17 protein-coding genes and 1 pseudogene are annotated in these 14921 nt (G+C 52.6%); 6 read left to right on the top strand and 12 right to left on the bottom strand.

Going from position 1 to position 14921, the window contains the following annotated elements:
• Nucleotides 1-7 precede the first annotated feature (7 nt).
• Nucleotides 8-619: a TetR/AcrR family transcriptional regulator gene (locus tag LU633_RS19095; protein ID WP_046371979.1), complete on the bottom strand. Its 612-nt coding sequence runs from the start codon at nucleotides 617-619 to the stop codon at nucleotides 8-10.
• Nucleotides 620-904: 285 nt separating this feature from the next.
• Here LU633_RS19095 and LU633_RS19090 point away from each other — a divergent pair, with 285 nt between their 5' ends.
• A complete protein-coding gene (locus tag LU633_RS19090) occupies nucleotides 905-2125 on the top strand; it encodes a Tm-1-like ATP-binding domain-containing protein (protein ID WP_016190305.1) in 1221 nt (406 codons plus the stop codon).
• Nucleotides 2126-2127: 2 nt separating this feature from the next.
• On the top strand, nucleotides 2128-2955 hold the full coding sequence (locus tag LU633_RS19085) for a phosphoenolpyruvate hydrolase family protein (RefSeq protein ID WP_016190304.1): 828 nt from the start codon (nucleotides 2128-2130) through the stop codon (nucleotides 2953-2955).
• 67 nt (nucleotides 2956-3022) lie between these two features.
• Here LU633_RS19085 and mltC read toward each other — a convergent pair whose 3' ends face one another.
• From mltC to mutY, 3 genes are read right to left on the bottom strand one after another with little or no spacing between them, the layout of a single operon-like run.
• Nucleotides 3023-4102: a membrane-bound lytic murein transglycosylase MltC gene (gene mltC, locus LU633_RS19080; RefSeq protein WP_016190303.1), complete on the bottom strand. Its 1080-nt coding sequence runs from the start codon at nucleotides 4100-4102 to the stop codon at nucleotides 3023-3025.
• Between the two features lie 51 nt (nucleotides 4103-4153).
• Complete coding sequence (locus LU633_RS19075) at nucleotides 4154-4426, bottom strand: oxidative damage protection protein (protein ID WP_016190302.1); 273 nt, start codon at nucleotides 4424-4426, stop codon at nucleotides 4154-4156.
• Nucleotides 4427-4438: 12 nt separating this feature from the next.
• Nucleotides 4439-5518, bottom strand: a complete 1080-nt coding sequence (mutY, locus tag LU633_RS19070; RefSeq protein WP_016190301.1) for an A/G-specific adenine glycosylase — start codon at nucleotides 5516-5518, stop codon at nucleotides 4439-4441.
• Nucleotides 5519-5669: 151 nt separating this feature from the next.
• Between mutY and trmB the strand changes: the two genes are divergently transcribed.
• The 3 genes from trmB (at nucleotide 5670) to LU633_RS19055 (ending at nucleotide 7500) form a co-directional block, all read left to right on the top strand.
• Nucleotides 5670-6389: a tRNA (guanosine(46)-N7)-methyltransferase TrmB gene (gene trmB / locus LU633_RS19065; protein WP_016190300.1), complete on the top strand. Its 720-nt coding sequence runs from the start codon at nucleotides 5670-5672 to the stop codon at nucleotides 6387-6389.
• On the top strand, nucleotides 6389-6715 hold the full coding sequence (locus LU633_RS19060; RefSeq protein ID WP_016190299.1) for a YggL family protein: 327 nt from the start codon (nucleotides 6389-6391) through the stop codon (nucleotides 6713-6715). The genes trmB and LU633_RS19060 overlap by 1 nt, the downstream gene beginning before the upstream one ends.
• Nucleotides 6716-6780: 65 nt before the next feature.
• Nucleotides 6781-7500 carry a YggN family protein gene (locus tag LU633_RS19055; RefSeq protein WP_016190298.1) on the top strand — a complete coding sequence of 240 codons (720 nt, stop codon included), beginning with the start codon at nucleotides 6781-6783 and terminating at the stop codon, nucleotides 7498-7500.
• Nucleotides 7501-7560: 60 nt separating this feature from the next.
• Here the strand turns inward: LU633_RS19055 and LU633_RS19050 are convergent.
• The 5 genes and pseudogenes from LU633_RS19050 to LU633_RS19030 form a co-directional block, all read right to left on the bottom strand.
• A pseudogene (locus tag LU633_RS19050) lies at nucleotides 7561-8600 on the bottom strand (helix-turn-helix domain-containing protein).
• A 146-nt stretch (nucleotides 8601-8746) separates the two neighbouring features.
• Nucleotides 8747-9907, bottom strand: coding sequence for a radical SAM family heme chaperone HemW (gene hemW / locus LU633_RS19045; protein WP_016190295.1), 1161 nt, complete (start codon nucleotides 9905-9907; stop codon nucleotides 8747-8749).
• Nucleotides 9900-10496: an XTP/dITP diphosphatase gene (locus LU633_RS19040; protein WP_016190294.1), complete on the bottom strand. Its 597-nt coding sequence runs from the start codon at nucleotides 10494-10496 to the stop codon at nucleotides 9900-9902. The genes hemW and LU633_RS19040 overlap by 8 nt, the downstream gene beginning before the upstream one ends.
• Nucleotides 10497-10526: 30 nt before the next feature.
• Nucleotides 10527-11078 (bottom strand): YggT family protein, encoded by a 552-nt coding sequence (locus LU633_RS19035; RefSeq protein ID WP_016190293.1) that lies wholly within the window; start codon nucleotides 11076-11078, stop codon nucleotides 10527-10529.
• A gap of 8 nt (nucleotides 11079-11086) precedes the next feature.
• Nucleotides 11087-11794 carry a YggS family pyridoxal phosphate-dependent enzyme gene (locus LU633_RS19030; RefSeq protein WP_016190292.1) on the bottom strand — a complete coding sequence of 236 codons (708 nt, stop codon included), beginning with the start codon at nucleotides 11792-11794 and terminating at the stop codon, nucleotides 11087-11089.
• A gap of 14 nt (nucleotides 11795-11808) precedes the next feature.
• On the opposite strand from LU633_RS19030, the gene LU633_RS19025 reads away from it, so the two are divergent.
• The gene (locus tag LU633_RS19025) at nucleotides 11809-12804 is read left to right on the top strand and encodes a type IV pilus twitching motility protein PilT (protein WP_016190291.1); all 996 of its coding nucleotides are present in this window, start codon (nucleotides 11809-11811) and stop codon (nucleotides 12802-12804) included.
• An 11-nt stretch (nucleotides 12805-12815) separates the two neighbouring features.
• Here the strand turns inward: LU633_RS19025 and ruvX are convergent, their stop codons facing one another.
• The 3 genes from ruvX to gshB form a co-directional block, all read right to left on the bottom strand.
• Complete coding sequence (gene ruvX / locus LU633_RS19020; RefSeq protein WP_016190290.1) at nucleotides 12816-13238, bottom strand: Holliday junction resolvase RuvX; 423 nt, start codon at nucleotides 13236-13238, stop codon at nucleotides 12816-12818.
• Nucleotides 13238-13801 (bottom strand): YqgE/AlgH family protein, encoded by a 564-nt coding sequence (locus tag LU633_RS19015; protein ID WP_016190289.1) that lies wholly within the window; start codon nucleotides 13799-13801, stop codon nucleotides 13238-13240. Before LU633_RS19015 ends, ruvX begins: the two co-directional genes overlap by 1 nt.
• A 93-nt stretch (nucleotides 13802-13894) precedes the next feature.
• Nucleotides 13895-14839, bottom strand: coding sequence for a glutathione synthase (gene gshB / locus LU633_RS19010; RefSeq protein WP_016190288.1), 945 nt, complete (start codon nucleotides 14837-14839; stop codon nucleotides 13895-13897).
• Nucleotides 14840-14921: the final 82 nt, after the last annotated feature.

The raw sequence follows: 14921 nt of genomic DNA, 5'->3' as shown, positions 1-14921 counted from the left end.
CCTCTGGTTACTCCGTGACCTTTTCCCGGCAGTCTTCCTGAGCCTGACGTATGATCGCTTTGGCGATCCATTTACCAATTTCCTGTAGCCGATCATTATCTGAGCCCCAGATATCTTTCATCACCAGAAAAATTTCCGAGCCGTACACCAATGAAAGTGCCTGAATAACTCGCTCTACCATTTCAGGTGGCAATTCATCCTTCAGCGGTTCGACCACCTGTTGCAGTAACGCTTTCCTGTTACCTCTCACCAGCCGTTCTTTTTCTGACTGGGTGGCAGATTGCGATTGCGTCCACTGGGTCAGTGAGAGGTGCAGTGCAGCACGCAGCGTACCTTCGTGCGCCAGCATTCTTGGGAAAGCAAAGCTGAGTAGCTCATCAATGCGGTCTGAAACGTCCTCGCGGGTAGGACGCCAGCTTTTGATTGGACTGATCGTCTCAGTCACAATGGCTGACACCAGCGCACTTTGGGTGGGGAAATAACGATAAGCTGTGGCGCGTGAGAGTTGAGCCTCGGCGGCAACTTCAGTAATAGATGGGAACGCGCCGCTGTCGAACATTCTCATTGCAGTTACTATCAATAAGCGACGTGTTTTTGCGCGTGTGGCGGTTAACGGCATAGCCTCAGCCGAATCCCTTTGCTTCACAATGACCTCATTAAACAGTGAATTTGTTATTAGTCAACATAGCCGGATGATAGCATTTACTTTCTTCACTTCGGCACGTCATGGTATTTTCTCAAATATCCCTTTGAGACACACATTCCATTCAATTGATTTATCATTGATGGAGGTGATACTGTTATTTCTTAACGCTGGATTTCAAGCTGTCCTGACGTTATTTGCATCTTTATCGTGTTTTAATCAAGTCTTTATTACGTCTGATAACAGGGTGTTGTTACGACTATGACCATCAATACCGACTATATCTATGCTGTTGCGACCGCGGATACTAAAGAAAATGAACTGTTTTATGTCCGTGAATGTATCGCAAAAACAGGTGCTGAAGTTCTGACAGTAGACCTGTCAACTCAATTAGTTAGCACGACTTCTCCGGCGGATTTTCCACCAGAACTTATTGCTGATTTTCACCCGGAAGGCCGTGGTGCAGTTTTTTGCGGCGACAGGGAAAAAGCAACTGGTGCTATGGCACTGGCATTTAAGATTTTCCTTAGCAGACGGGCCGACCTGGTCGGTGTGATCGGGCTGGGGGGATCCTGTGGAACGGCTTTGATCACACCTGCAATGCAGGCACTGCCTGTTGGCATTCCTAAAGTCATGGTTTCCACCATGACGTCGGGGGATGTATCAGCCTATGTGGGTGCCAGTGATATCAACATGCTTTATTCCGTGACCGATATGTCCGGCCTGAACCGTATTTCACGGCAGGTGCTGGGTAACGCGGCAAACCAGATTGCCGGTGCCGTGCTGTTCGGCGTCGAAAGTGATGATGAGGAAAAGCCAGCGCTTGGTCTGACCATGTTTGGTGTTACCACACCCTGCATTCAGATGGTCAGCGAAAAGCTGCAGAAAGAATACGACTGTGTGGTGTTCCACGCCACCGGCAGCGGTGGACGGGCGATGGAGAAGCTGGTGGACAGCCGGATGCTCGGCGGCCTGCTGGATCTTACTACGACAGAAGTGTGCGATCTGCTGTTTGGTGGCGTTCTGGCCTGTGATGAGACCCGATTTGATGCCATTGCCCGCAGTAAAATCCCCTGCGTTATCTCCTGTGGTGCGCTGGATATGGTGAATTTTGCGCACCCTGAAAGCGTGCCGGAAAAGTATGTCGGGAGGCTTTTTTACCACCACAATGCTCAGGTGACGCTGATGCGCACCACGCCGGAAGAGAACCGGACCATGGCAAAATGGATAGCGGATAAGCTAAATCGCTGCGAAGGGGATATCGTCTTTCTTGTTCCTGAAGGCGGTTTTTCTGCACTGGATGCACCCGGGCAACCCTTCTGGTCGCCAGAGGCCGACGAGGCATTTATTACCACCCTCGAAGCGTATTTACATTCAGGCTCCCGGCGTAAAATCGTGCGTGTTCCTTACCACATTAATTCATCTGAGTTTGCTCAGGCAGCGGAGCGTCAGTTTCGCCAGCTTGCAGAGAAGGAGTTCTGAATATGTTTTTTCCCCGTCAGCAAATACTGACAAAATTCAGGGAGATGATCGCCCGTGATGAGCCTGTTATTGGTGGTGGCGCAGGGACTGGTCTCTCAGCTAAATGCCAGGAAGCGGGGGATGTCGATCTGATCGTCATTTACAATTCAGGACGCTACCGGATGGCAGGGCGAGGGTCGTTGGCCGGATTGCTGGCTTACGGCAACGCCAACGATATTGTGGTAGAGATGGCGAAAGAGGTACTGCCAGTAGTGAAGAATACACCTGTGCTGGCAGGGGTCAATGGTACCGATCCTTTCTGTCACTTCGATACGTTCCTTGACGATCTCAAAGCCATGGGCTTTTCTGGCGTGCAGAATTTTCCCACGGTGGGCCTGATTGACGGCAATTTTCGCGCCAATCTGGAAGAGACCGGCATGGGATATGGGCTGGAAGTTGAGATGATCCGTCTGGCCGCTGAAAAAGATTTGCTGACCACGCCCTATGTGTTCAGTGCCGCAGATGCTGTCGCGATGACGCAGGCCGGGGCGGATATTATTGTGTCCCATATGGGACTGACCACGGGCGGCAGTATCGGCGCAGAAACTGCGCTTAATTTGTCGGACTGCGTGTCGCTTATTAACCAGTGGGCAGAGGCGGCAAAAGAAGTGCGCAAGGATGTCATTGTGCTTTGCCACGGCGGGCCGATTTCCAGCCCGGAAGATGTACAGTATATCTTCGATGCCTGCCCACAGTGCGATGGTTTTTACGGTGCAAGCTCGATGGAACGTTTGCCTACCGAAGTTGCACTAACTAAAACAATAAGGCAGTTTAAAAGAATAAAACGCTAATACTGACCCATACCAGAGGAAGATGTAACCTTCCGGCGGATCGTACGATCCGCCTTTTTTACTCAGATTAATAGCGATGGTAGCCTTTTTGAGCGCTGCTTACCTTATACAGGTAACGGCGTGACTCGGCTGAAGGATGATTGCTGATCAGCGTTTGATATACCTCGACAGGCGATAAGTTATTGATGGCGGAAAACGCACGGTTTTTATCGCTGGAGAAGACCCTCAGCACGCTGCCCGCACCGCCATTATAGGCCGTAATCACAGCGTAGCGGCGGGATGTTGGGTTAGCGATACCTGACAGATAATTGTCCTGCAACAGCGAGAGATACGCCGTACCGGCATCAATGTTGTTTTGCGGGTCGAGCAGGTAGCTACGGCTGGGTTTGCCCCATTTTCCTTTCATTCTAAAGACGTCCACCCCGGCAGTGTGCTGCACCACCTGCATCAGTCCTAAAGCATCGGCATGGCTGACCGCATAAGGATTGAAGCTGGATTCAATTTGCATAATCGCAAGGATCAGCGACTGGTCGACGCCATATTTCGCTGCGGCTTCCCGCACCATCGGCAGATATTTATGCGCACGCTTGTCGAGGTGGTTTGGCACCATAGGAATGGTTACCGACCAGATCACATGCAGACCGGAATTCCGGCGCTGTAATTTATTCTGAATCAGATAATCCGCAAAGCTGGCGGCGCGCCCCTGCCAGCGGATTGCCTGGCCGGTATTGTCCAGCACCTGGCCATAAAGTAAGGGCTCTTTACCGATTTCAATATCGTTGGCATCGGAATAGAGATCGACATTACTGGGATCGTCGCCAATTAACAGCGTGGTAATGATTGCCTGGCGTAGGCTTGCAGCCGGGTCGGTACCCGCAATAGTCTCAATGGTGATGGTACCAGCATCAAAGTTGATGTGGCTGCGTGTGTAATATTGATTGCTGTACTTAACATAATCTTTCGGGCCGGCAATCAATACTTCGTTAATACCCCAGATATTTTCAATATTGTGGGCAAACTGCCCCATCAGAATGTCAAATCCGTTGGTGTCTTTAACCCATTCCTCGTGAAAAACAGGTTTTTTATTGCCGGAACAGGAGATCAATAACGGTGCGATGACCAGTAAACTAATCAGTTTTTTATTCATTGTATGGTGCTTTGCCTAAATTAAGGGGGCCTCCCCGATGAGGCCGGACGACTATTCTTCTGGCGGGGTATAACCTTCGATATGAACATCATGGCCTTCGAAGAGGAATTTCATCATCTCCTGTTCCAGCTGTTTACGATCTTCCGGGTTCATCATGCTGAGTTTTTTTTCGTTTATCAGCATAGTCTGTTTACTCATCCACTGTGCCCAGGCTTCTTTAGAAATTTCTTTATAAATACGTTTACCCAGTTCGCCCGGATACAACTGAAAATCCTGTCCTTGCGCTTCACATTGCAGGAAGGTACAAAAAATGGTTCTGCTCATTATTTTTCCTCTTTATTCTGTCGAATGCAGGTCCAGCGCACTTTGTTGCGGTTGCGCCAGCTGTTTGAGCAGGCGTTCCACAGGGGCTGCAAGCCCGACGGCGGGTGGCTGCGCTAAGTTATACCAGAGACCGGCACCTTCATCCATTGCCGCTCCGGTTACCGTCAGGCACAATTGCACAGGAACAATGTCCAGATGAAAATGGCTGAAAGTGTGACGAAACGAAATTCCCTGTTGCAGGCGACCGCTGTCAATACGTCGCTCGTTGAGCCAGGCCACAACTTCTGGCTGGCTGGCAAACTGCGGAAAGCAAAACAAACCGCCCCACAGACCGACGGGAGGGCGCTGTTCCAGCCAGACGCTGTTGCCGTGCTGCAGCATGAGCATCCAGCCGGTGCGTTCCGGCAGGGTTTGCTTTGGTTTTTTTCCGGGATAATCTGCCCAGCTGCCGTTGGCATAAGCGATGCAGACTGAGCTTAATGGGCAAATATCACATTTGGGCCTGGTCCGGGTACACACCATGGCACCAAGATCCATCATAGCCTGATTAAACTGGCTTACCCTGTCCGCTGGCGTGACCTGTTCGCTGATTTGCCACAGACGTTTTTCCACCTCTTTACGGCCCGGCCAGCCGCCGATGGTATAACAGCGGGCCAGCACGCGCTTCACATTGCCGTCGAGAATAGGGAAGTGTTGTCCCAGCGATAAAGAGAGGATAGCACCGGCAGTAGAGCGTCCCACTCCCGGTAAATCAGCCACTTCATCATAGGTTTGCGGAAAAGTGCCGCCGTGCTTTTCCGCAACCCTGACCGCGGCTTTGTGCAGGTTGCGCGCACGCGCATAATAGCCAAGCCCGGTCCACAGATATAGCACTTCGTCCAGCGGTGCCGCCGCCAGATCGGTAATAGAAGGAAAGCGGGACATAAACCGTTCGAAATAGGGTTTTACCGTCGCTACCTGAGTCTGTTGCAGCATCACTTCAGAAAGCCAGACTTTATAAGGCGTTTTTTCCTGCTGCCAGGGCAGATTTTTGCGACCAAAGCGCTGATACCAGTCAAGAACCTGGCTTGCAAACTGCTGCGCCTGCATCATTTCAGATTAGATCCCGAATAATTAAAAATCAGACTGGGATTCCAGCACAGAGCAACGAAGCTGTAAACCGGAAGTTTCCGGGGGTTGCTTAACCGCCGTAACCTTGCATAATGCCCGTTTTCTAAAGAGTGCTGACCAACAGGCTATAAACATGAAGAATGATGTCGTTTCACCGGAGTTTGACGAAAACGGTCGCCCACTGCGCCGCATTCGCAGCTTTGTTCGCCGCCAGGGTCGTCTTACTAAAGGCCAACAGCATGCACTGGACCATTTCTGGCCAGAGAAAGGCGTGGAATATCAGCCAGAGCCTGTTGATCTGCAGACGCTTTTTGGACGATATGCGCCGGTTGTGCTGGAAATCGGCTTTGGTATGGGCGCTTCACTGGTGAGCATGGCGTCTGCCAACCCGCAGCAGAACTTCCTTGGTATTGAAGTGCATTCACCTGGCGTGGGGGCCTGTCTTAGCGCGGTGAACGAGGCAGGCGTGGAGAATCTGCGCGTGATGTGTCACGATGCCGTTGATGTGCTTAACCATATGATCCCGGATAATGCGTTGCGAATGGTGCAGCTGTTTTTCCCGGACCCGTGGCACAAAGCGCGTCACAACAAACGACGGATTGTTCAGGTACCTTTTGCCGAACTGGTTTTGCGTAAGCTGAAGCTGGGTGGGGTTTTCCATATGGCCACTGACTGGCAGGCCTACGCTGAACATATGCTGACGGTAATGAACAGTATTACGGGATACAAAAATCAGTCGGCAACGCAGGATTATGTACCACGTCCTGACTCACGACCGCTGACAAAATTCGAACAACGCGGCCAGCGTCTTGGTCACGGAGTCTGGGATCTGATGTTTGAGAGGATAAAATAATGGCTACCCAACGCAGTCGTCGTTTGCGCAAAAAAATGCACATTGCTGAATTCCAGGAACTCGGTTTTTCCATTGGTTTTTCTTTCCCGGAAGGAACCAGCGAAGAGACTATTGATGCAACGCTCGATGCGCTGATTACTGAAGTCATCGATCCAAATGGCCTTGCTTTTGATGGCAGCGGCTATTTGCAATGGGAAGGGCTGATTTGCCTGCAAGAAACCGGAAAATGTACCGAAGAGCACCGTGAGACCGTGCGCAAGTGGCTTGAGAATCGCAAACTAAACGCTGTGCAGGTTACCGAACTTTTTGACGTCTGGTGGGACTAATCAAACAGAACGGGTGTCCTTCAGGGCCACGCAAGCGTGGCCCTTTTACTATCAGGAGAAGCAAAATGCATAAAGTGATGATGGTTGGCGCATTATTACTGGCGGCAGGTTCGGCTCAGGCGGATTATCAGTGCAGTGTGAAGCCACAGGATGATGTCGCGATTTCGCCACAACATGTACAGGTGGTGGGTGCCAGCGGTAATCTGCTTATCACGCCAGCGGGCGACGTGCAGCGCAACGGACAGCCGGTCACCACAGACGGCACCACTCGCCAGAAAGCGATCGATTATCAGGCGGCGCTACGGCGTGATTTGCCCTGGATTGATCAGAGGGTTGGTCAGCAGCTGGAAAGAGGACGCATTGCGCTGGATAAAGTCATTGTGGAAAAGCTCGGCGAGCAGAGCAATGTCCGCCAACGGCTGACGAAGCTGGACAGCCAGTTAAAACAGCAAATGAACCGTATTATTGAACATCGTAGCGATGGGTTAACTTTCCACCATCAGGCGATAGTTCAGGTCCGCCAGGATGGTGAGAAGCTGGTGAAAAGTACGATGGGCGGCGTGGTGCAGGACAGCCTTAACGAAATGAGCAACAAACAGGCAGGAAGCGGTGGTAATCCTCTTCAGGCACTGTTGGGCAATCTGGGAGGGCTGCAACAGTCGCTTCAGGCTGAATGGAGCAATCAGGAGCAAGATTTTCAGAACTTTGGCCACGAAGTTTGTCACCGCGTGACCAGTCTGGAGAAGCAACGTCATACGCTGTTAAGCGCGCTGCAGCAGAAATAACCTGTATTATCTCAGACCTGATCTGACAGTTACTGGTTATTTATACAGGTGTCTGTCGGATTACATCCGGTTCAACTCCTTTTCTGCCCGGACACGTTTTCCATCAGGTAACCTGGCCACTGGCGTTCGCCCGCCGCACATTTTCCCCTGATGAGCCTGCTCATTATTGTCATGCCACAACCCGTTGTCCGGATCCGTTTGCAGGCTCTCCCGCTCCCCATATGACTTCTTGCGGAACGTGACCTGATAAAAATCCTGCAAAATCGTTTTATGGAAGCGCTCACTGATGCCGTTGGTCTGTGGGGACATCGCCTTCGTTTTTGTATGGTCGATATCGTTGATGGCCAGATAAAGCTGGTAATCATGCGGCTCCACCTTACCACAGTACTCCGTTCCCCTGTCGGTCAGTCTTCTCAGCACCGGCAGCCCCTGAGCCTCACAGAACGGCAGTACCCGATCATTTAGCAGGTCGGCGGCAGTGATCGGTGTTTTACTCGTATACCGCTTGCAGTGTGCCACTTTCGGGTACGTATCCACGAACGTCTGCAGGCAGATACGGCCCACACCGTTCAGATTGCCAGCACAGAAGGTGTCCTGCGACCCGGGATAGCCCGGGTGAGCGGTCTCGATTTCCCCGCTGGCCTCATCATCATGCGCCTTTTTCTCCAGCGCGGCGATTGGGGCACCGGTAAGCACGATGGCTTCTCTGGCGAGCTTTTCCTCAGGCGCCTTCAGGCGTTTACGGAAGTTCTCCAGATCGTGTCGTTGCCAGATGGCGTGCACGCCGCTGCTGGAGGTAAACACGCCTTTTTTACGCAGCTCATCACTGGTCCGGTGCTGCCCGGGGGCCGGGAACTCAACGGCATACTCAACAACCGCGCGTTCAGTGGCTTCGTCGGCGCGGTTCGTCAGGTTTGGACCCCGGCGGTTCTGGTTAACCAGCGCGTCAATGCCGCCTTCTTCGTCAGCTCCTGGTAGCGGTAGAAGGTGTCGCGTGACACGCCCGTGCTCTTGCAGGCTGTTGAGACGTTACCGGGTTATTCGGCGAGATTGAGCAGGCCGGTTTTGTGTTTGATGATGGGATTGTGAGTATGGAGCATGAGGGTGACCTCGCGTTTTGTATAAAAATTCGACACCCATATCAGAACCGGTAACCCCCAACCTTGCAGGGTCCGGTGTCAGATCACGTCGCGACTAATACAGATAACGCACTGTCTGACGCGCCCGTAAGGCAGTCAGAAGTGGGCTACGCTTTTTGCCTCTGTGGTTCTTCGTCTGCCAGAAACAGTTCCAGCAAGGAATTGAGAAACAGTTTTCCTTTCTCCGTTACCTGCCAGTGCAGCGCCGTTTCCGTGAGATAACCGTTGTCGATTGCTTCATTAAGCTTTGGCCGAATAATGTTTTCCGCTAACCCGGTGTAGCGGACGAATTCTTCACGCGGCGCGGCTTCCAGCAGGCGAAACCGATTCATAAAAAACTCAAACGGCTTTTCGCTGTCCGCCACTGTGTACTGGCGATCCTGATAATTTCCACTCATAAAACCGCGCGGGTGCCGGGTTTTGACGGTGCGCACAATGCGGCCATCCGGCTGCGTCAGCTTACCGTGAGCGCCGCAGCCGATACCCAAATAATCCCCGAAGCGCCAGTAGTTCAGATTGTGTTCGCAGCGCAGGCCCGGTTTGGCATAGGCGGAGGTTTCATATTGCTGATAGCCTGCCGCCGTCAGCAGCTGGTGGCCGCGTTCAAAGATCTCCCACAGGGCGTCATCATCCGGTAGAACCGGCGGACGAGAAGCAAACAGTGTGTTTGGCTCAATGGTGAGCTGGTACCAGGAAAGGTGTGGTGGATTGAGGGCAATCGCCTGATGCAGATCGTCCAGCGCTTCTTCACAGGACTGGTCGGGCAATCCATGCATCAGGTCTAGATTAAAGCTTCGTAACCCCAGCCTGCTGGCCAGTTCTGCCGCCTGTTTCGCTTCCGATGGGCCATGAATACGGCCCAGGCGCTCCAGCTTCTTTTGACTAAAGCTTTGCACCCCGATGGAAATACGGTTGACGCCAGTGCTCTGATAGCCGCTGAACCGGTCCGCTTCAACCGTGCCGGGATTGGCTTCCATGGTGATTTCCGCTCCAGGTGATAACGGCAGGCGCGAGCGTACGCCATCAAGCAGCATCTGCATCGCTTCACTGGTTAACAGGCTGGGCGTGCCGCCACCGATGAAAAGGGTACTTACCTTGCGGTCAGATGTAAGCGGCAGATCGTTCTCAAGATCGGCCAGCAGATGGCGTACGTATTCCTCGTGCGGCACCTCACCCTTCAGCGCATGGGAGTTGAAATCGCAGTAAGGGCACTTTTGCACGCACCAGGGAATATGAATATAGAGACTGAGTGGTGGCAGGCTATGCATGGTTACGCATTGCATCCAGCAGCAGGGTCAGCGCTTTACCGCGATGGGAAACCGCAAGTTTTTCATCTTTGCTCAACGTGGCGGCGGTTTTGACCAGTTCGGGTACGAAAAAAATGGGATCGTAGCCAAAACCCCCTTCACCTGAGGCGCTGCGGGCGATCTCGCCCTGCCAGCATCCGTGAAAAACCAGCGGCGTTGGGTCTTCGGCATGACGCAAAAAAACCAGAACGCAATGAAACTGCGCCTGGCGCTTGCCGTCAGGAACGGTTTGCAGGGCGTTAAGCAGTTTTTCAATATTCTGCTGGTCAGTGGCATCCTCACCGGCATAGTGCGCAGAGTAAATACCCGGTGCGCCACCGAGCGCATCCACCGCCAGGCCAGAATCATCGGCAATTGCCGCCAGACCAGTTACCGCTGACGCATGACGTGCTTTAAGGATCGCATTTTCGATAAAAGTCAGGCCGGTTTCTTCGGCGGATTGCACGCCGAGTTCACTTTGCGCAACAATCTCCATGCCGAAATCGGTCAGCAAATCGGCCAGTTCACGAACTTTGCCAGCGTTACCGGTGGCGAGTACAACTTTTTGCATATCAGGTCCGGTCTGTTATGGAGTGGTTAATCAAAGCTGTGACCAGCCGGGAATGAAATCCATCCCCAGGTAGTTGAGCATATACAGGATAAGGATCACCGCCATCGCGGAGAAATCAATACCACCCATCGCAGGAATAATACGACGAATGGGTGACATCAGCGGTTCGGTGAGCTGGAGCAAAACATAGTCAACCGGGTTGCGGCCCTGGCTTACCCAGCTCAACAGTGAGCGAATAAGAATGGCCCAGAACACCAGTACGCCCGCTGCTTTCAACAATGAAAACAGACCGAAGTACAGAAAAATTGGGTCGAAAATCATCACCTGGCTTTGAAGGGCGAACATCACCGTAAACAACAGTACACTCAGCACGTAAGCAAGCAATAAAGAGGCGGTATCCAGCGGTCCGATGGAAGGAATAACGCGGCGTAATGGCTTCACCACTGGCTGCGTTACTTTGACCACAAACTGCGAAAATGGATTATAGAAATCGCATCTTGCCCACTGCATCCAGATGCGTAACAGCAGCACTTTGACGTACAGGTTAATTATCGTTGAAACAAGAAAAGTCAACGTCAGCATGGGGTTCCTCAATGATTGTTGTGAGTGGTGCCATAATCACGCGCACCAAAAATAGCGGTGCCAATACGCACCATCGTACTGCCTGCTGCAATGGCAGCTTCCATGTCATCGCTCATTCCCAGGGAAAGTGTATCAGCGGACGAATACACTTTCTTCAGTTCACTAAAGGCATCGGCCATCTGCTGGCATACTGCCAGTTGCCTCTGATAATCCGTTTCCGCTGCGGGGATAGCCATCAAACCACGCAGGGTTAAACGGGGTAGCAGGGCTATTTCCCGTGCCAGTGCTGGCAGCGCCTCCAGCATAATGCCAGATTTACTCTGTTCGTCACTGATGTTGACCTGAATCAGCACGTTAAGCGGCGGTACATCTTCGGGTCGCTGCTCGTTAAGCCGGGTGGCGATTTTCAGTCGGTCAACGGTGTGGCACCAGTCAAAATGGCCGGCAACAAGACGACTTTTGTTGGATTGCAGTGGACCAATAAAGTGCCAGACCAGCGATCCGTCGCCAAACCGGGTGATTTTATCAACACCTTCCTGTACGTAGTTTTCACCGAAATACTTCTGTCCGGCAAGTGCAGCTTCTGCGATGGCGTCCGCAGGTTTTGTTTTGCTTACTGCAAGCAACGTAATTTCTTGCGGATCGCGGCCGCAGCGTCTGGCTGCCGCAATGATTCGCTGGCGAACTTGCTGTAGGTTGTGCTCAATCGAAGTCATAGTCAGGATAAATTATGCATATCGAGGACATAGTGGCCCTTAGTGTAAAGCATAAGGCAGGGGATCTGCACCTGTGTAGTGGTTATCCGCCATTCTGGCGGCGTGATGGACGGTTGCAAAAAATAGCCGATGCGCCCCCGGTCAGCAATGAGGTGTTACACGCTGCGGCACAGGAATGGCTCGACGGTGCGCAACAGGTGCATTTTGAGCAGGCCGGACAGATTGATTTTGCGCTGACATTTTCAGATGGCGTGCGTGTACGTGCAAACCTCTTTCGCCAGCGGCAGGGCCTTTCGCTGGCGCTGCGCATTATTAACGGCCATATTTCTGGTACAGAGCAGCTTGAGCTACCCCAGGTCACCCGGGATCTGCTCCAGCTGCATGATGGTCTGGTGCTGGTGACAGGCGCAACCGGTAGCGGTAAATCCACAACGTTGGCAGCGCTGACCGGCGAAATTAACCAACACCAGGCGCGGCATATTCTGACGTTGGAAGATCCCATTGAATTTATCCACCATAGTGCGCGCTCGCTGGTTCAGCAGCGTGAAATCGGCACGCACTGTGTCTCATTCAGTGAGGGGCTGCGGGCGGCATTGCGTGAAGATCCGGATGTCATCCTGCTGGGAGAACTGCGCGACAAAGGGACTATTCAGCTGGCGCTGACTGCGGCAGAAACCGGGCATCTTGTGCTGGCTACCCTGCATACCCGTGGAGCCGTGCAGGCGGTGGACAGGCTGGTCGACGTGTTTCCCGGCGCGGAAAAAGACCTGATACGTACGCAGCTGGCAGGAAGCCTGAAGGTGGTGATTGCTCAGAAGCTGGTTCCGGCAGTGAAGTCGGGCAGGGTTGCGCTGTTTGAGGTGCTGGTGAGTACGACCGCCGTGGCCAATCTGATCCGTGAAGGTAAAACGCACCAGCTGCCCGCTGTGCTGGAAACCGGCGTAGCGCACGGGATGCAATCTTTCAGGCAAAGCCTTGCGGCAAGACGGCAGGCAGGGCAGGTAGAATAAAATCGCACTGCCTACTGCCAGGCATTTTCAAACCAGCTTTCAAGAATGATCACCGCTGAGAGCGAATCCACGCTGCCTTTATTCAGCGCCCGAAAACCACCGCGGGAGAACAGGTCGGCACGGGCTTCTACCGTGCTCAGGCGTTCATCATGCAGGTCGACCTGCACCCCGAAGCGACCGTGCAGTCGATTAGCAAATTTACGCGCCCGTGCGGTCAACTGTTGTTCAGTGCCGTCCATATTAAGCGGCAGACCAACTACCACGCGGCACGGCTGCCACTCTTTCAGCAAGGCCCCAATTTTATTCCAGTCTGGTGTCCCGTCCTGTGCTTTAATCGCTGCAAGAGGGCGCGCCGTGCCCGTCAGCTGCTGGCCTACCGCTATGCCAATACTTTTGGTACCGAAGTCAAAGGCCAACAGGGTCATGTGGCTCATCAGGCATGCCCCGCATCGCTGGTGATATTGTGAATATCCACGCCGATGCTCCTGGCCGCCTCGCGCCAGCGTTCGGCTATCGGGGTTTTGAAAAGAATGTTGCTGTTGGCCGGGGTGGTAAGCCAGGCGTTTTCTAACAGCTCATTTTCCAGCTGATTTTTCTCCCACGCACAATAGCCCAGCGCAACCAGTACGCTACTGGGTTGACCTGGCGTACCCAGCGTTTCCAGCACGTCGCGCGAGGTGGTAATGACCGTGTTGTCTGACACCCGAATGCTCGAAGAAAAAGTGCTTTGTGCCGAATGTAAAATAAAACCGCGATCTTCGGCCAGCGGGCCACCAGCAAAAACTGGCTTGTCCAGTTTTTTTTCGGGATCGCGCGGAGTAGGCATAATCTTTAACTTTTTCAGGATGCCATCTACCGTCAGATTTTCCATGGGCTTATTCACAATAAGTCCCATCGCACCGTCATCATTATGCTCACAGATATAAACTACCGAGCGTTTAAACAACGGGTCCTGTAGTGTTGGCATGGCAATCAAAAAATGATGCTGTAAATTCATATCAGGATTCTGTATCCGGGTTAACCGCGCAGCTTCAGACGGTGAGTTTTGTCCATAGAGTGAAAGAAGGGTCGGGAGGCCCCATTCATTGCCTCAGGCGAGGTGTTTTTCAATCGCATCCATCAGCATGCCGGTAATTGAAACCGGGAAAGCGGCTTCGATCTCACGTATGCAGGTTGGGCTGGTTACATTAATTTCAGTCAGTCTGTCGCCGATAATATCCAGGCCAACGAAAATAAGCCCTTTCGCTTTCAACGCCGGGCCGACGCGGCGGGCTATTTCCCAGTCGCTGTCGCTAAGTGGCCGGGCTTCTCCGCGGCCACCTGCCGCCAGATTTCCCCTGGTTTCTCCTGATTTGGGAATGCGTGCCAGGCAGTAAGGTACGGGTTCGCCATCAACCACCAGCACGCGCTTGTCGCCGTCTTTGATCGCAGGCAAATAGTTTTGTGCCATACAGTAAAAATGGCCATGTTTGGTCAGCGTTTCGATAATGACCGACAGGTTGGGATCGTCTTTGCCAATGCGAAAAATGGATGCTCCGCCCATACCATCCAGTGGTTTCAGAATGATATCGCCGTGTTCCTGCCAGAATGCGCGTATTTGCTCGGCGCTACGGGTCACCAGGGTATCCGGGGTCAGGTCGGCAAACCAGGCGGTGAACAGCTTTTCATTACAATCACGCAGGCTTTGTGGCTTATTAACAATCAGTGTGCCTTTTTCCTCTGCGCGCTCAAGGATATAGGTGGCATAGATAAATTCAGTGTCAAACGGCGGATCTTTTCGCATCAGCACCACGTTAAGGTCTGCCAGCGCAATATCCTGGGCGCTGCCGAATTCAAACCACTTCTCATGATTTTGCACAACGCTCAACAGACGGGTATGCGCACGTGCTTCTCCAGCACGCAGATAGAGGTCCTGCATCTCCATATAATGGATTTCATAACCACGCCGTTGTGCCTCCAGCAGCATGGCGAAACTGGAATCCTTTTTAATGTTTATCGCGTTAATCGGGTCCATCACAATGCCAAGCTTGATCATTCTTCTTCTCCATTACGCTGTTTGAAATGCCCGTAGCGTCGGCATTTGTGTTGTTGACACCATCGGCAAAGATACGCCGCGG

Origin of the sequence: Erwinia tracheiphila, from assembly GCF_021365465.1 — a bacterium.
GTDB lineage: Bacteria > Pseudomonadota > Gammaproteobacteria > Enterobacterales > Enterobacteriaceae > Erwinia > Erwinia tracheiphila.
This window is presented reverse-complemented; position numbering and strand designations above follow the sequence as displayed.